Consider the following 15,324-nt stretch of genomic DNA (forward strand, 5'->3'; position numbering starts at 1 on the left):
AGGTGTCGACTCGGAACGGAGGAGAAGTCCATTGAGATTCAACCCCAGACGCCAGCTCACCTCTGCATCTCATTCCCTTTTTCTGAACGGCTTCTCTTTCCTGATTCTTTGTTGCCTGGTTCTCCCCCTGGCGCATGCACAAACGGCCGGAACCCTTTCGGGTACGGTCACGGACCAGAATGGTGCTGTCATTACCGGGGCGAAGGTCGCAATCCAGAACGAAAGCTCGGGGGATGTCCGGCGGACAGTATCCAATGGGTCGGGCAATTTCAGCGTGCCGGCGCTGGAGCCAGGCAGCTATCGCACGACCATCACCGCACAGGGTTTCGGCACCTTTGTGAGCGCCGGCCTGGTGTTAACCGAAGGCGAGAGCCGGGTCGTCCCCGGCATCCGCCTCAGGATCGGCTCGGCACAAAGCGTCGTCACGGTAACCGGAGAAGCGGAGGCAATCGTGCCCACGGATACGGGCTCGATGAGCACCGCTCTCAACAATCACATGGTCAGCGAGCTCTCGATCACGGGCCGCGACGCCGGAGAGCTGATCAAGTACCTGCCGGGCATGGGTATTAATAATGGACTCGCCCAGGGCGCGAGCTTCACCGACCAGGTGACAGGAACGAACACGGGGCCGGTTGGAGCCTACTCCGCGAATGGCTCGCAGCCGAACGGGGCTATGGCCTTCATGCTCGATGGAGCAAATATTCTCGACAGCAACATGGGAACGCAGGTGGCCAACGTCAACCAGGACATGACATCGGAGGTGAAGGTAATGACCTCCTCCTATGGCGCCGAATTCGCCAAGGGACCAGTGGTCTTCGAAGCCTACGGCAAGAGCGGTGGCGAAAACTATCACGGTGAGGCGTATCTCTACACTCGCAACGCCAATCTGAACGCGGAAAATGCATTGCTACGGGAAGAGCAGATCGCCAAGCCCTACGATACCTACTACTACCTCGGGGGCAATCTCGGCGGACCTGTCCTGATTCCCCACACCAGTTTCAATCGCGGCCGCAGGAAGCTTTTCTTCTTCGGCGCTTACGAATACATGTGGCAGAAGCCCGCCGGAACACTCTATGAATACTTCGTTCCCACCGATGCCATGCGAGCGGGCGACTTCAGCGCGGCCAGCATGGCAACCCTGCCCTCAAGCGTGCCCGGCGGAGACAACGTCGTTCCCTGCGCCAGTGGCCCGACCTCATGCAATGCGAAGATGACCATTCCCAACGGAAACGTCGCTCCGTTCTTCGATCCGAACGCTTTGGCGATGTTAAAGCTTTACCCCGAACCGACTGTGGATCCGGCAACGCACGGCGGCCACAACTATACCTATCTCGACAACTACCCGACCAACCGGTGGGAGGCAAACGCCAAGATCAACTACGACATCAGCGACAAGATGAAGCTGTTTGGCACCTACATCCGGCAGAATGAACGCGACATTCACTCTTTCACCGTGTGGTACGCTCCCAGTTCCTCGCTACCTTACCCTTCGACCATCATCGCGCCGACGACTTCGAACGTTGGCATTCTGCATCTGACGAATATCTTTTCGCCGACATTTACCAATGAAGCCGTCGGCTCATACGTACGTTATGCGAACGTAAACAAGCCGGAAAACTCCGCGGCTTACTCGCGCACAGCACTTGGCTACAACGGAGGCAGCATCTTCGGGGCGAAGACCGACCAGATTCCAAACATCGTGAGCTATACCGGCGCGCTTCCCGGTTTCTATGCACCGTCCTTCGATGGTCCTTTGTCCGGTGGCGGCTTCGGCAAGATCCTGCGCAATGCTTCGATCTACGACAACCTCACCAAGGTGTGGGGAAAGCATACGGTCAAGGGTGGCGGCTTCTGGGAGATGTTCGGGAACGAGCAATCCAGCGGCGGCGGCAACATCTTTTACCAGGGCCTGTATGCCTTCGACAACTTCAGCAGCGTCGGCACTGGCAATCCCATTGCCGATTTCCTGATCGGTCATTCCGAACAGTACTCGCAGGCCAACGTCAACTCCGTCGACAACGGCTACTACCGCGACTACGCCTTCTATGCGCAGGATTCGTGGAAGGTATCACGCAAGCTGACGCTCAACTATGGCATCCGCTTCGATCATCTCGGACAGTGGTACTTCCCCAATCCTGGTACGCAGGTATGGAACCCTGCCACCTACAGCAACGCAGCCGATGCGCCCGCCAATACCGGGCTGTTGTGGCATGGAATCGACAGCAAGATACCACTCTCCGGCTATCCTTCAACCTGGTATTACGAGCCGCGCGCCTCCTTTGCCTATGATGTGTACGGCAACGCAACCACGGTCGTGCGCGGCGGCTTCGCAGTGTATCGCTATCCACTGGGCGATTCGAATGCGGGGGCTGCCGAAGGCGCAATGGGCGTCTATCAATACCAGAGCCAGGTGGGCGTCACCTCGCTGGCCGGCATCTCGCAATTCATGCCCTCCGGACTCAACCAGAACGGCACCAGCATCTCCGTACTGCAACAGGGAGATAACCAGAATCCGCAGGTCGAGGATTACAACCTCACTGTTTCGCAGGGCATGCCCTGGCGGTCGGTTTTCGAACTCTCCTACGTTGGCAGCATGAGCCAGAACCTGCTCATCGACGGAGCCGCGGCTTATATCAACATGGTGCCGCTTGGCGGCCTCTTTCAGCCCGATCCAGTAACCGGAGCACCGGCCGACCCCAGTGGCAACATCAACGTGAATGACTACAAGCCCTATCGCAACTACCAGAACATCACCCTGGTGCGGCATGGCAGTTCCTCGAACTACAACGCTCTGCAGGTGGCATGGACCAAGCAATCCGGGCCGGTCACGTTTCTGCTGAACTACACCTTTGGCAAAGCGCTGGGCATTCGCGATGGCGAGTCGGACAATGGCCCCGGCAACGGATCGGTCGTCGATCTCTTCAACCTGAAAAACAACTATGGCACGCTGGCCTACAACCACACCAATATCTTCAACGCGTCATACGTCATCAACCTGCCGAGCCCGATTCACAGCAACATTATTGCCAAGGGCGCAGTCAATGGATGGGAGCTTTCGGGCGGTACATCGATCCAGAGCGGCGTTCCCATTCAGCCGAATGCAGGCGGCAACCTATACGCAACGTTTCCAAGCCAGGTAAGCGTGCGCACTTATCTCGGCACTGATACCGAGCAGATGCAGCCGCAGCTGACCTGCGATCCACGGAGCGGCGCCCATAGCAATGCGCGCTTCAACGTAGCCTGCTTTGCGCCGCCAAATCCAGGCACGCAGGGTAGTGTGATCTGGCCGGACGTCACGGCTCCTGCCTACTTCAACAGCGATCTTTCACTCTTCAAGAACTTCAGCGCGGGCGAATCGCGCAAGGTACAGTTCCGCTTCTCGGCCTTCAACTTTCTCAATCATCCCCTGCCGGAATTCAACGCAGATGGCAGCGCCAACGACCTACGTCTGAACTTCATCCAGACTAATCCCATGACCGGTGAGCAAACCCTGAGCAACACAAATACCAACACATTGCTGACCGGCGCACCCGCCCATAAGGTGGGTAACCGCCTCGTGGAACTTGCTTTGAAATACACCTTCTAACCACTCTTGTCCCGATGCGGACGATGTCTTCTAACATCTTCCGTATCGGGTATTCCTGTTCTATTTCTGACATGAAGGAGATCGAATGACTGACAGACTCCTGCGAGCAGTCTGCCGCATCCTGCCTTGCCTCGCTGCACTCTGCCTTTCCCTTCACGCCGCAACCGCACCCGCACACCCTGACTTTGTTTTGCATGCTGAGAAGAAAGCAACAGGCGAATGGTTCGATCTTGCGAATGGTACTCTCCGCATCATTCCCTGCACCAACGGCATTGCCCGTGTCACTTATGTTCCCGGCAAAGTAATCCCCAATCTGAGCAACTTTGCCATCCCTGATTCGGCCTGCATTACTGCACCATTCTCGATCGAAGAATCGTCCTCCGGCTTTCTTATGACTTCGGGCGGTCTTCGCGTGAGAGTGGAGAAGAATACGGGGGCCGTACGATTCCTTGATCTGGAAAACCGCACCCTTCTTGCCGAAGCCGACTGGCCATATCCTAGAAGAGTTCGGCCTGCAACCACGGATGGTTTCGCAACCAACGAAGCTGCAGTATGGTTCGCGCTCGATCCTGACGAGCGGCTTTACGGACTTGGCCAGCACCAGACCGGACTCCTCGATCAGCGCAACACCGAGTTAACGCTGCTCCAGGACAACACCAACATCGCCATCCCATTCTTCATCTCGTCGAACGGCTACGGCGTCCTCTGGAACAGCGCCGCAGTTACGGATTGGGACAATCGCTTTCGGCAGGTGCTCGCCATCCGCTCGAACGCAGCCGATGCCGTTGACTACTACTATCTTCCCGGCCCCGCCGTCGACACCATCATCCGCGAATACCGCAACCTGACCGGAAATGCCCCGCTCTTTCCTAAATGGGCCTATGGATTCTGGCAATCGAAGCTCGCTTATTCCAGCAGCGATGAGCTACTGGCCGTCGCGGCAAAATACCGGGCGATGCACATCCCGCTCGACAACCTCGTGCTGGACGCTGGATGGGAAACGAGCTTTGGCTCACGTACCTTTTCCTCGCAGTATCCGAACATGGCGGACACGATCAAGCAGTTGCATGACGAACACGTGCAACTGATGGTTTCCATCTGGCCGCTCTTCCAGCCGGGCAATCCGAACTACGACGCGTTCGCCGCGAGACATTTGTTTATCAAGCCAGGTGCGAATGAACTACCTGCTTACCTGCCAGGCGCACGTCTTTATGACGCCTTCAACTCCGAGGCGCGCAATCTTTACTGGCAGCAGGCAAAGAGCGCCCTCTACGACATTGGCGTCGACGCATTCTGGCTCGACTCGACCGAGCCTGCCGATCTTTACGCGGAAGAACATGGTTCGATCCTTGCCGGAGCGCAAACCGCGATGGGCTTTGGCTCGAAGGTAGCCAACATGTTTCCGCTCATGACGACGGATGCGATCTATAGCGGCGTGCGCAGGCAGCCGGAAGACAAACGGACCTTCATCCTTACGCGATCTGGATTCACAGGCATGCAACGCAACGCTGCAGCAGTGTGGTCAGGTGACACATTGACCGACTTCGATACGCTGCGCCGTCAGATTCCCGCCGGACTGAATTATTCCCTGTCCGGCATGCCCTATTGGACAACAGACATCGGAGGCTTTGTCGGTGGCAATACCGACGACCCTGCGTACCGCGAGCTCTACGTTCGCTGGTTTGAGTATGGTGCCTTCTGCCCAGTCTTCCGAACCCATGGGGCGCGGCGCAACAGTCAGAATGAACTGTGGAGCTTTGGCACGGAGGCGCAGACCATCCTCACGGAATATGACCGGCTTCGCTATCGGTTGATGCCATATATTTATGCGCTTGCTGCCCGAACCACCTTCGAAGGCTATACACCCATGCGTGCGTTTCTCTTCGATTTCCCGAATGATCCACGCGCCATTGCGGTGAATGACGAGTTCATGTTCGGACCGTCCTTGCTGGTAGCACCCGTAACCGAAGCGGGCGCGGCATCGCGATACGTTTACCTCCCCAAGGGAACGGACTGGTATGACTTCTGGACCGGGAAACGCTTCAGCGGCGGTCAGACTATCCAGCGCGATGCTCCGCTCTGGGTCTTGCCACTGTATGTTCGCGCCGGAACGATACTTCCATTGGGACCAGAGGAAGACTACACCGGCGAAAACACGAACGGCACGATTGAACTGCGTGTCTATCCTGGTGCCGATGCCAGTCTCAAGCTCTATGACGATGACGGAACAACTTACCGGTACGAGCAGGGACAATACACATGGACCCCAATCCGCTGGGATGATGCGGTCAGCACTCTGAGCTTCTCCCACGCCGAGGGAAATTGGCCCGGGCGCAAGGCCAGCAGGCAGTTCCAGATCGTGATGGTCGGTCCCGGGCACGGTACAGGAGAAGCGCAGGCAACAGGGATGGCCACCACTTACCAGAACCTCCCTTTGCAGGTCCGGCTAAAGCAGTGAGCTTCGTCTTGAAACATCCACGCATCCCTTATTCGCTAGCAATGTGAAATGGTTTTCGATATTTGAAGGGCCCCACAGAACTCATCAACGATCGACATAACGGATCTTCGCAGGCCGAATTTATCCAAAAGATTCAGGCACTCGCTGAGGAGACTCACGGACGGCTAGCGACTCCCGATGAGAACGAAGCGATCGGCATCAGCCTCGGTTGAACTCCATCGTTGGCAATTGTCCGAATGAGTCACTTTTCTGTCTCTAGAACCGTCAGCTTGCGCACGGATGCTTCGCATCGAAGTCTTCAGTTTGCGGCACAGATACAGCATGGCCGACCGTTTGGTCGCATCGTCGCCTCAGATCCAATCCATCGTTATGCCAGGAGATCGAATATGATCGGGAATCACTTTCGCAGTATCGCCTACGCAGCTTTTATCACGGTTCTACCGGCACTCGCGAGTCATGCGGAGGTCGCGTCAAAGAATAAAAGTATCATCGTCATGGAGCCATCTGACCTTCCCCAGGCAGCGCGAGCTTCAGGAGACGCCCTGCTCTTGCGAGCTAACTCCGATGGCACCTTCTATCTTTACGAGGAGCAGGCCAATGGCTCGCAGCTGACGATCTACGACGTCACTGACCCCGCCAAAATCAGCGTGAAAAGCACGAAGAATCTGCCCATGCAAGGAACCTATGATTTCGTTCGCCCACTCGGGGAAAAGTCGGAGTTGATTCGGATTCGGAATGGCAAGAAGGCGGCCCTCCTCGTCTTCAGCAAAGATGACGTCGAGTTGCAGGACGCTGCTACGCTCAATGACTCCAAGCAAGCCCTTGTGACAGAAAAAACTCCGGCCAATGAGCCTGCAACGGACTCGACGCCGCGTGCACCGAAGGATTTCAATGTCATCGACACAACAGCCGGGTCTGGCCCGGAACATGTAATGACAGTGCCCATGGTTGTGCAGCAGGTGGTCAACGACAGCACGGGTACAACGTTCCTGCTTAACCAACAGGGGCTGACCGTGGTCCGGCGCCCGAAAATCGAAGAAGACTTCAGCGCTCATCAACAGCAAACGGCCAATTAGTAGAACTCCTGCTCGGAGAAAAGACGGCGCACCCAACTACGCGCCGTCGCCTACTCTTCTGTCTCTTCTACAGACTTTTATCACTGGAACACTACCGGCCAACGGAATTTGATCGCTACTTCTGAGGTGGCAGATATAAGTAACCGTAATGATCACTGATTTCGGTCAACTTCTCGATGTCGCGCGGAAGTTGAAGGCCTGAGATTGCGCGAAAATAGTCGTCAATCCCGCCACCGTTCGTTGTCAGCATCATTCTCCCGTCAGTCGCGCCCACGTTGCGAAAGGCGTGGAACGTGTCTCGCTTTGAAAGAACCGGCATGCCGACTGTCATCGGAGTCCACGCTCCGTCTCCATAAAACTCATAGCTTCCCTCCAGGACGGTAAAGATCTCTTCTTCCTTAAGGTGCTTATGTGGGGGCGGTCCGCCGCCCGGTGGCGTCGTCTCGATGAAGACGCAGCAGGTGTAATTGGACGAACGGCTCGAGACCACAATCTCGATAGAAAGACCACCTAGGATCTTGATAATTTCCGGGGCTGTCAAAGTGTGTTCTCCTCTCGTAATGCGATCGATGTGTTTTGCCTGGACGCGGGCATCTACGTGTTTTGCAATCTCTGAGTGTTGCCTCACAGGCAAGCCTATGCTTGCTAGGTTCGATGCACTCGAGGTTGAACTGATGACGCATCAGGAAAGCCTGGCAGCTGAACTTGGCAGAAACCTTGGTGCAATTGGCAGCCGCACCAGTAGCGTTCACGCAACTATGCGCGACAACTCTCATCCAAACTGAGGAACTGCAAACTGCCTATTTATCCTGCGGTCCATCGTTCGCACGGAGAAGCGCAAACTGGCGCACCGGTGAGCAGTTTGTTGAGATGAGAGGATAAGCCTTGAAAAAACTAGTGCTATGCATCGTGGCGATTGCTTCATGCCTTGAGCTCACATCCGCGTCACTCGTGGCGCAAGGCGGACCGCGTGAAAATAGTGGTCTGGCTTCTATCAGAGATGGCCATCTGATGCGGGACGGAAAGCCATGGATCCCCCAAGGCTTTTACCAGGTTCCATTCGAGATTCCTCCAACCGCCTTTGCTTCACAGCCACCGTTCTGGAGACAGGCGTATGAGGGACAAGGTGCGTGGGAATATGCGGAGATGAAAGCTGAAGGGGCCGACTCGGTACGACTTCAGATTGCCCAGGATGGAGCGAATCCGGATAACAAGAAACACTTCGATGCGGAGTGGCTGCAAAAAGCCATCCGCGCCATTCACCAGGCTCGCGACGCCGGCTTGACAGTGATTGTCTGCATACAGGACGAGATCCAGACAGGAGTTCCTGCCCAGGCTCCTCTTCCAAACGAAAACACGCGGCGGGTGTGGTCTGAGTTGACTCCGGAGTTTGGAAAAGATCGTGGCGTGTTATTTGAGCTTTACAACGAACCAAACGATATACCCAAGGATCCGCACCCAGACATCAACCAGCAACCAACATCCCAGCAGTGGCAACGCTGGGCAGACGCAATGAACGAGACCATCCGCTTCGTGCGGAACCACGGGTCAGTGAACGTGGTCGTAGCAGATGGACTGGTCAACGCGCAGCAACTGGAGGGAGCTCCTGATCTTGTCGATCCAATGCACCAGGTCCTGTATGCCGCTCATCCCTATGTGAGCGGTAACAGAGCAGATTTCAATCAAACCGAGCAGGCCTGGGAAGAGAAATTTGGACACTTTGCCAGAACACATCCGGTGATCATCAGCGAATGGGGCATTGGGTTTTACTGTGACGCGAAGACACCGCGCTCAGTCGCTTCGTTTCTAAAGTATCTACGCAGTCGAGGCATCGGATTGGAAGTCGGCATCTGGGACTTTGCACCAGGAGGGTTCAATAACATGACCCATGGCTTCCCGCACAACCAGTTCTCCAGTTTCTACAATGCCAAGGGAGAAACCTGCACGCTGAACAACGGCTTTCCAGGTTACGGCCCAGGCAAGATGATAGAAAGCTGGTATCTCCACGGAACGATTCCGCCGCTGCCTCAGTAAAAGAGACAACGACCGGATGAGTAATGAGGGAGCATCTTCTTTGTCGTCTTGAGAAGCTCCCTCTTTCCTCGCCGGGCCCTACCCTGTGTGCCGCAACCCTGCGTGATCAGCGGTAATTAAGCCTACCGGGCCTGACTTATTCATCTCTTCTGATTCTGTCCCGCTCGGTTGCATTCTTGTCCGCTTTTGCGGCGTTCGATCGACCACGGATTTGTAGATTAAAGAAGGGCACTGATAGAAGCAGGTTCTGACCCAGAGAATGACCTCAATCGGAGCGATGACCCTCGGATGGAGATAACGAATGTAAACACCGCATCGCCGCATTTCCCGACCCGGGATCCCAGGAATGGGAACGCCTCCAGGACTCGGCAGCCAGCACCCATAGGCATGCAATATATCGATTTTCTTTACTCTTACGCATATCAACTCGCCAGCCGCAGTGACTTTGCCGAGGAGCTGGTCGAGGCTACCTATTCCAGTGTGCTGGAAGCCGAAGCACCGAATACCGCGGGCATCAAATGTTGGCTCCTGAGGATGTTGCGGAATAAGTGGCAGGAGCGAACGCGTGTGCAGTGCTTTCAATCCGCTGTAGAAGAACTCCAAGTGAACACAGCTGACAGCAGGAGTCAAACAGCGACTCTGTCGCAGGCATTGCTTACTTTGCCTTCCGGCCTGAACGAGATTCTCTTTCTGCGCGAGTCAGCAAGGCTTTCTTACCAGGATATTGCCATCGTATTGAATTGCTCAGTCACTAGAGTCGTCTTCTGCCTGGGAAACGCCCGCAGGCAATTGAAAATGCTGCTCGCAAAGGACTTCGACCGGGCCAGGTAGCATTTGCGGCGCCAGCGGCAGCATTATCTCTTCGAATGGCGACGACGACGGGAATTGGCTTCGACAGCGGGAATAAATGCCGCGACGTTTTCGTTCTCTCTGCAGCGAACGATCAAGGTGAGGTATCCCATGCTGAAAAAGCCAGCTGTCAATGAAATCCTGGTGCAGCCCTACTATATGAGCGGCGATCGCAATACAATCGCATCTGCATTGCAAGTCAAGAAAGATCTTGGTGTTCTGGTCATGACGCCGCCGGGCTCTCCCGAATTGGGCGATGAAATGCGGCGCTTTTACGTATCTATCACTTCCCAGTCCCGCGTAGAGGTATTGGATGTTCCCGCCAATCTCTCTAATAACAGGGCACACTCCCCTGATGGTGAGGCAGTCCTTCGAGATGCGTACAAGCAAATCACCAATCACATATATAACAGCGGCAGAAACCCGCGGCCGCAGTGGCTGGGCCGAGCGGTCGCGCAGGATGTGAAGCTGAAGAGCGCCACCTTTGGCACGCAGGTTATTGCCGATAAATTTTCAACTAAACCTAGAGTCGGCGGCATCGGTGCCGAAAAAGCACGGGCTCAGCTCCAAAGTTACTGGAGGCTTGACGGCGCTCATCGAGATCTTCCAGGGCTCGAGGACAGGGTCGGACAATGGTTGGTTGAGAAGAAAAAACTACACTTCAACAAACGATATGTATTCCTGTTCGCGAAAGAAGGCGACCGGCGCGCAGAAAAGGCCCACCACTTCACCTCGATCGGCACGTGGAAGATGCTTATTGATAAGTTAGCCGGCTATGGGCGCACTTCTCCTCATGAGGTTCCTGTAGATGTCATCCCCGTGGCCGTCGGCGATCGGATCGGGCTGAAGACAGAACCCGATCTCAGTGGGTTCTGGGAGGAACCAGACTGGAAAGATCTCTTTACGAAAACTGCAACTGGCGACGAAAACGATCCCATTCTCATCGATGGCAGACGGGCGCAGCTGGGCTTATGGTGCTACCTGGCAATGAGACACGGGGGCGTTTCCATAATAGGCATGCGAAGTGGGATGATCGAGGTGCCGGCGCTGGTAGGGATTCGCACGCTTTACCTTGAAGAAGAATGGAATTCGCAGGCGCAGCGCATGGAGAAGTGGATCGGCAAGGTGCCGGGCTTCGAGCGGCAAAAAGTCCAACGACCACCCGGTATTAAACAACAGATCTACTGGAAGGAAAAAGACGGTCAGTTTGCCAAGGACGATGCCTTGCGACACATTCGCAGCAACACGCAGCACTTGAACGGCATGGTAATGAACGCGCGGCCAAATCCGACTAACCAGGTACTGACGCCACCTGCCGAGTCCATGCAGTCGCAAGGTGACTTTGATCGCTATATCAGAAGCAATCAAAACCATCCGCGGATACAGATGTTGAATGAGGTTCGCGGGAAAAGTATGGCGGACGGCTTCGGTCTTCAGCCAACAGAATGGACTTCAATTCTGAACTGGATAAGAAATACGCCTGCTCCGATCGCGCAGGTCACGAATGACAACTCCGGACAGAGAGCGGGCGACGCCAGCGGATCGACTTCGTGACGGCGGAGATGAGAGGGCAGGCAGATATGCCTGCCTCACTCAAGCTTAAGGTTTCAGCTGCAGGCCAGGCATGCTGATCGTAGCCAGAAACCTGGGGTAGAGCTTTCGCTCTCGCTCCGCCTCTACAGCAGAGGGTCGATTCTGATGACAACGCCCACACCCCGAAACATTTTTCATCGACGAACGCGATACCAGCACATAGCTGAGGCCGCGATTTCTCCAGGAAACGATATGCATGCCGTCCTGTTCGCGAGGATGCAGCGTGACATTGCCGGAGTGAATCACTTTTCCCCAAGTGTCGATCGGCAGATTTCCCGGTCCGACCAGCATACTTACCTGCTCATCTGGCAGACGAAACGAGAGTAGCGCAGCGCGTTCGCCATTCACACTCACCACGCGACCTCCCACCAGCTTGTAGTTCGCTCTGTCATCAGAAGCAATGCCAGAATTGGCCATGTGAAAGGGGAAGGATAGGCGACTGCCCAACCATGCCGAGACCTCTTGCGCCGAGCTCGAGTTGATATCGAGCGGCAGCCGCCCCTGCTCGAGATCCTGTTCTGCACGCACCGCTGAGGCGCGCATCCGCGAAGCGCCACGACTGCGTTCCGCTAGAACGAGCACCGAAGATGCTACGACCGCAAGGAAGACCGCCGCTACGCCAATCCAGCGAATATTTACACTTCCCTTACGGCCGCCTTCGTGTACACCAAATCCGTCAGATGACTTTTCGCTGGGCTTCGCCTGAATCAGGCTTTCTTCCACGCGCCTGCGCAGTGACTCTGGAGCATGCATGAGTGGGCGTGCAGCCCGGATTTGCGAGGAGAGATACTCCAGGTCTTCGAGGTGCTGCTGACATGCGGAACAGGTTTCTAAATGAGCAAGTACGACTTCCTGCTCTTCAGTATCCAGTTCGCCATCAACGAGTAGTTGTAATTTTGGTCTTATTTCGTCGCAGGGGCTCACGCCTTCTTCCTCTCCGAAAAAGCCGCATCTCCAAATTCGACGAGTGCGGCCCGCAGTTTGCTCCGAGCTCGTCCAAGTCGTGACATTACGGTACCTGCAGGGCAGTTCAACACTGAAGCAATCTCCTGATAGGACAATTCTTCAAACTCGCGCAGGATCAACACTTCCTGAAATTCAGGCGGAAGTTTACTGAGTGCCTCGCGCACCATCAGCGCATTTTCATGGCTCTCCATCATCTCCTGAGCGCCCGATGCGTTGCTGGGTAAAGCATCTACTACGGAATGCTCTCCGTCCGCTTCTGCAAACTGCGGTGCGGAACGCCGCCGGCGCAGTTCGTTAAACCACTGGTTTCTCAGAATCGTGAATAGCCACGCCTTGATATTGCTGTCCTCGCGAAGACGCCCATAGGCTTCAATCGCTCGAACATACGTTTCCTGTACCAGGTCCTCAGCCTCTGTATGCCGACGAGTCAACACCAGCGCGTAACGGTATAAGCTGTCAAGAAATGCAATTCCAAAAAGTTCTGTCTCTGAGGGCTTCGTCAGGGGGGAGAGCATCCCTCCTATTTTCCTATCATCGGCTTGGAATTGCCACAGCTTGTACGTGCGAAGTGGCGAAATTTATAGGTCGTACCTTACCTCGTCCAACAAGAAACAGAATGGCAAACCTTTCATAACCGTTACGATACCATTGGTCACATTATGAAGCTGTGTCGTCATCACACAAATCTTAAAGTTTTCCCCCTTTGGTACCATCATCGGCTTCATCAGGAGCTGACGGAGCAGCCGGCGGTGGCACGATAACAGGTATTTGAGGAATTGCTCCACTCTCTCCTCCAGGGATTGGAATAAAAGCGCCATTCACAACTACCCCCGCGGGAGACACGATAAGCGAAGTCTCCCCGACCTTAAGGCATATCATCGTATCGCTCTCGAGAATCATGCCAGCTATGCCCTGCATATAACACATGGCATTCGCCTGCAGCGCATAATTTGCGCCCACCTGCACCGCGCATTCTGTACCAACCTGAAGACCATAAGTACCAGCCTTCGTAGTTTGCCCAAGGCCTACACTCAGATCGGAGCTTCCCAACACACTCTCACGGCGATCGCCCTGCACCTGGAGATCTTCGCCCTGGACGCGAGCTTTACGGCTTCCACTGACAATGGTACTGTCATCGTTTCCTACGTAACGGCGATGGTCGTGGACAACGCGGTGGTCCATATCGCGCTCCGCCTTGACGAATATCTGTTCAGAGCCCTTCTTGTCTTCGAAGCGGAGTTCGTTTGCCTCGGAGTCGCCACCCTTGTTGGATGAGCGCGTAAGTATGCCGGAGCGGGTTGCATAGGTCTCCGGATCGTACTTCGGCAGATTCTCGCCGTTGTAGACCGATCCAACTACAATCGGCGCATCGGGATCTCCGTCGATGAAGTCGATCAGGACTTCGTCTCCAACCCTCGGCCAGAAGTACGTTCCCCACCCCTTGCCTGCCCACTGTTGAGCTACACGCAGAAGTGTCTTGTCGGGCGATTTAGGAGCATTGCGATTCCACCAGAACTGCACACAGACACGCCCAAAGCGATCGAGGTACAGGTCCTGCCCTGGAAAGGTGACTACCTTGCCGGTGACGACACCCTGAACACGTGGCTTCTCGAGGGTTCGCGCTGTCCGATAGATTTGATCGAAGGGCCTGGCTTCGAAACTGTTCCAGTAAGCTTCTCCCTCTGGTGCCTCCACTTCGCTGCGGTATCCCGGCCTCTGCTGGATCCGGTGGAGCACTCTCGTGACCAGGTATTTGGTGTTCTGATCCTGCTGGGGATACTTACTGAGTTTGAACGTAAAACCTGGCTGCATCGTACTAGCGGTGGACTCACCCTCGCAGATAACCGAAGCAGCATCGACAGTGTCCCGCTGTACGTTTTGAAGCAGGGTTTGCATGACGGGAATCTTCGCATCTGCCGATTCAGTCTTGAAAAATGACGAGGCTGAATCCGCAAGGTCATAGAGCTCATGCGAGTTTTTTCCGTTTTTTACGCTTGACCGCGATGTCGACGGAGCTGCATGAGAAAGCGCATAAGGTATGAAGCGATAATCCCAAAGCGTGTGCTCGCCGGATATCAGAGTCGATCGCGACTGGAACGAATGAATCAGCGGGCGGTAAAAACTAAGCGGCCGGGCTTGCTCAAGCCAGAACTCGAACTCGTTCACAACCGGACAACTGCTCGATAGCTGGCTGTTGTCACAGAACACCAGCTGATGATCGGTTGCGGTGTGGGTGAAGTAATAGAAAATACCCTGTTGTTGAAGGATCCTCTCCAGGAAATGAAGATCTGATTCGCGATATTGGGTACAGTATTCGAGCGTTGGATAAGTCTGCTGAGTCAGCAGCTTTGGGACGATGCTGTAGGGCTCCAGCACTTTTTGTGCGATGTCAAGCACCGTCATGTCCTGGAACACTCGCGTCTGTTGGTTCAGTTTAAGCAGCCAGAGCATCGGGACCATCCGTACCCGGTACGAGTTAAACCAGGCATCGCCGCCAGTGCTTTCGAAACTGGCGACGATGCCATTGAAACAGCGCTTCTCTCCCGTATCGGTGATTTGCAACTCAGTCGTTACACGTTTCCCGAGCAGCGATGAGGCCGATATCGAGGTGCCCGCTTCACTGAGCACATCGACGTCGAACTGGAAGATCTCCGACATGGCCTCGACACCACTGAAGCCCAACGCAAGCAGAGTGTTCCCGCCGAGCGGACTCTGAAACGAGAGAATGCGATTATTCTGTGTGTATCCGCTCATTCCCTTCC

General features: G+C 55.2%; 10 protein-coding genes and 1 pseudogene. 6 read left to right on the forward strand and 5 right to left on the reverse strand.

Features of this window, described 5'->3' with window-relative positions; genetic code table 11:
• The first annotated feature begins 31 nt into the window (after positions 1-31).
• From LJD29_RS20425 to LJD29_RS20435, 3 genes are all read left to right on the forward strand, one after another.
• Entirely contained in the window at positions 32-3,586 is a 3,555-nt protein-coding gene (locus LJD29_RS20425) for a carboxypeptidase-like regulatory domain-containing protein (protein WP_446743425.1), read from the forward strand.
• An 85-nt stretch (positions 3,587-3,671) separates the two neighbouring features.
• Positions 3,672-6,044 carry a glycoside hydrolase family 31 protein gene (locus LJD29_RS20430; RefSeq protein WP_446743426.1) on the forward strand — a complete coding sequence of 791 codons (2,373 nt, stop codon included), beginning with the start codon at positions 3,672-3,674 and terminating at the stop codon, positions 6,042-6,044.
• Positions 6,045-6,280: 236 nt separating this feature from the next.
• On the forward strand, positions 6,281-7,120 hold the full coding sequence (locus LJD29_RS20435; RefSeq protein WP_446743427.1) for a hypothetical protein: 840 nt from the start codon (positions 6,281-6,283) through the stop codon (positions 7,118-7,120).
• Positions 7,121-7,235: 115 nt separating this feature from the next.
• Here LJD29_RS20435 and LJD29_RS20440 read toward each other — a convergent pair whose 3' ends face one another.
• Positions 7,236-7,661 (reverse strand): cupin domain-containing protein, encoded by a 426-nt coding sequence (locus tag LJD29_RS20440; RefSeq protein WP_446743428.1) that lies wholly within the window; start codon positions 7,659-7,661, stop codon positions 7,236-7,238.
• Positions 7,662-8,131: 470 nt separating this feature from the next.
• Here LJD29_RS20440 and LJD29_RS20445 point away from each other — a divergent pair, with 470 nt between their 5' ends.
• From LJD29_RS20445 to LJD29_RS20455, 3 genes are all read left to right on the forward strand, one after another.
• Entirely contained in the window at positions 8,132-9,154 is a 1,023-nt protein-coding gene (locus LJD29_RS20445; RefSeq protein ID WP_446743429.1) for a glycoside hydrolase family 5 protein, read from the forward strand.
• 387 nt (positions 9,155-9,541) lie between these two features.
• Entirely contained in the window at positions 9,542-9,985 is a 444-nt protein-coding gene (locus LJD29_RS20450) for an RNA polymerase sigma factor (protein WP_446743430.1), read from the forward strand.
• 129 nt (positions 9,986-10,114) lie between these two features.
• On the forward strand, positions 10,115-11,557 hold the full coding sequence (locus LJD29_RS20455) for a hypothetical protein (RefSeq protein WP_446743431.1): 1,443 nt from the start codon (positions 10,115-10,117) through the stop codon (positions 11,555-11,557).
• Between the two features lie 45 nt (positions 11,558-11,602).
• On the opposite strand, the gene LJD29_RS20460 is transcribed toward LJD29_RS20455, so the two are convergent.
• The 4 genes and pseudogenes from LJD29_RS20460 to LJD29_RS20475 all read right to left on the reverse strand — a co-directional run bounded on the left by LJD29_RS20460 (position 11,603) and on the right by LJD29_RS20475 (position 15,316).
• Positions 11,603-12,349, reverse strand: coding sequence for a hypothetical protein (locus tag LJD29_RS20460; RefSeq protein ID WP_446745919.1), 747 nt, complete (start codon positions 12,347-12,349; stop codon positions 11,603-11,605).
• Between the two features lie 69 nt (positions 12,350-12,418).
• A pseudogene (locus tag LJD29_RS20465) lies at positions 12,419-12,520 on the reverse strand (anti-sigma factor family protein); the annotation flags it as partial.
• Entirely contained in the window at positions 12,517-13,077 is a 561-nt protein-coding gene (locus tag LJD29_RS20470; protein WP_446743432.1) for an RNA polymerase sigma factor, read from the reverse strand. The pseudogene LJD29_RS20465 and the gene LJD29_RS20470, both read right to left, overlap by 4 nt.
• Positions 13,078-13,249: 172 nt before the next feature.
• The gene (locus tag LJD29_RS20475; protein WP_446743433.1) at positions 13,250-15,316 is read right to left on the reverse strand and encodes a type VI secretion system Vgr family protein; all 2,067 of its coding nucleotides are present in this window, start codon (positions 15,314-15,316) and stop codon (positions 13,250-13,252) included.
• Positions 15,317-15,324: the final 8 nt, after the last annotated feature.

The organism is Silvibacterium acidisoli, from assembly GCA_022870745.1.
Taxonomy (GTDB): Bacteria; Acidobacteriota; Terriglobia; order Terriglobales; family Acidobacteriaceae; genus Silvibacterium.

What these genes read in the sequence shown, in the direction of transcription:
- LJD29_RS20435 (WP_446743427.1), top strand. Translation starts at nt 6,281, where the DNA reads ATGAGTCACTTTTCTGTCTCTAGAACCGTCAGCTTGCGCACGGATGCT.
- LJD29_RS20470 (WP_446743432.1), bottom strand. Translation starts at nt 13,077, where the DNA reads ATGCTCTCCCCCCTGACGAAGCCCTCAGAGACAGAACTTTTTGGAATT.
- LJD29_RS20430 (WP_446743426.1), top strand. Translation starts at nt 3,672, where the DNA reads ATGACTGACAGACTCCTGCGAGCAGTCTGCCGCATCCTGCCTTGCCTC.
- LJD29_RS20475 (WP_446743433.1), bottom strand. Translation starts at nt 15,316, where the DNA reads ATGAGCGGATACACACAGAATAATCGCATTCTCTCGTTTCAGAGTCCG.
- LJD29_RS20445 (WP_446743429.1), top strand. Translation starts at nt 8,132, where the DNA reads ATGCGGGACGGAAAGCCATGGATCCCCCAAGGCTTTTACCAGGTTCCA.
- LJD29_RS20455 (WP_446743431.1), top strand. Translation starts at nt 10,115, where the DNA reads ATGCTGAAAAAGCCAGCTGTCAATGAAATCCTGGTGCAGCCCTACTAT.
- LJD29_RS20450 (WP_446743430.1), top strand. Translation starts at nt 9,542, where the DNA reads ATGCAATATATCGATTTTCTTTACTCTTACGCATATCAACTCGCCAGC.
- LJD29_RS20460 (WP_446745919.1), bottom strand. Translation starts at nt 12,349, where the DNA reads ATGCATGCTCCAGAGTCACTGCGCAGGCGCGTGGAAGAAAGCCTGATT.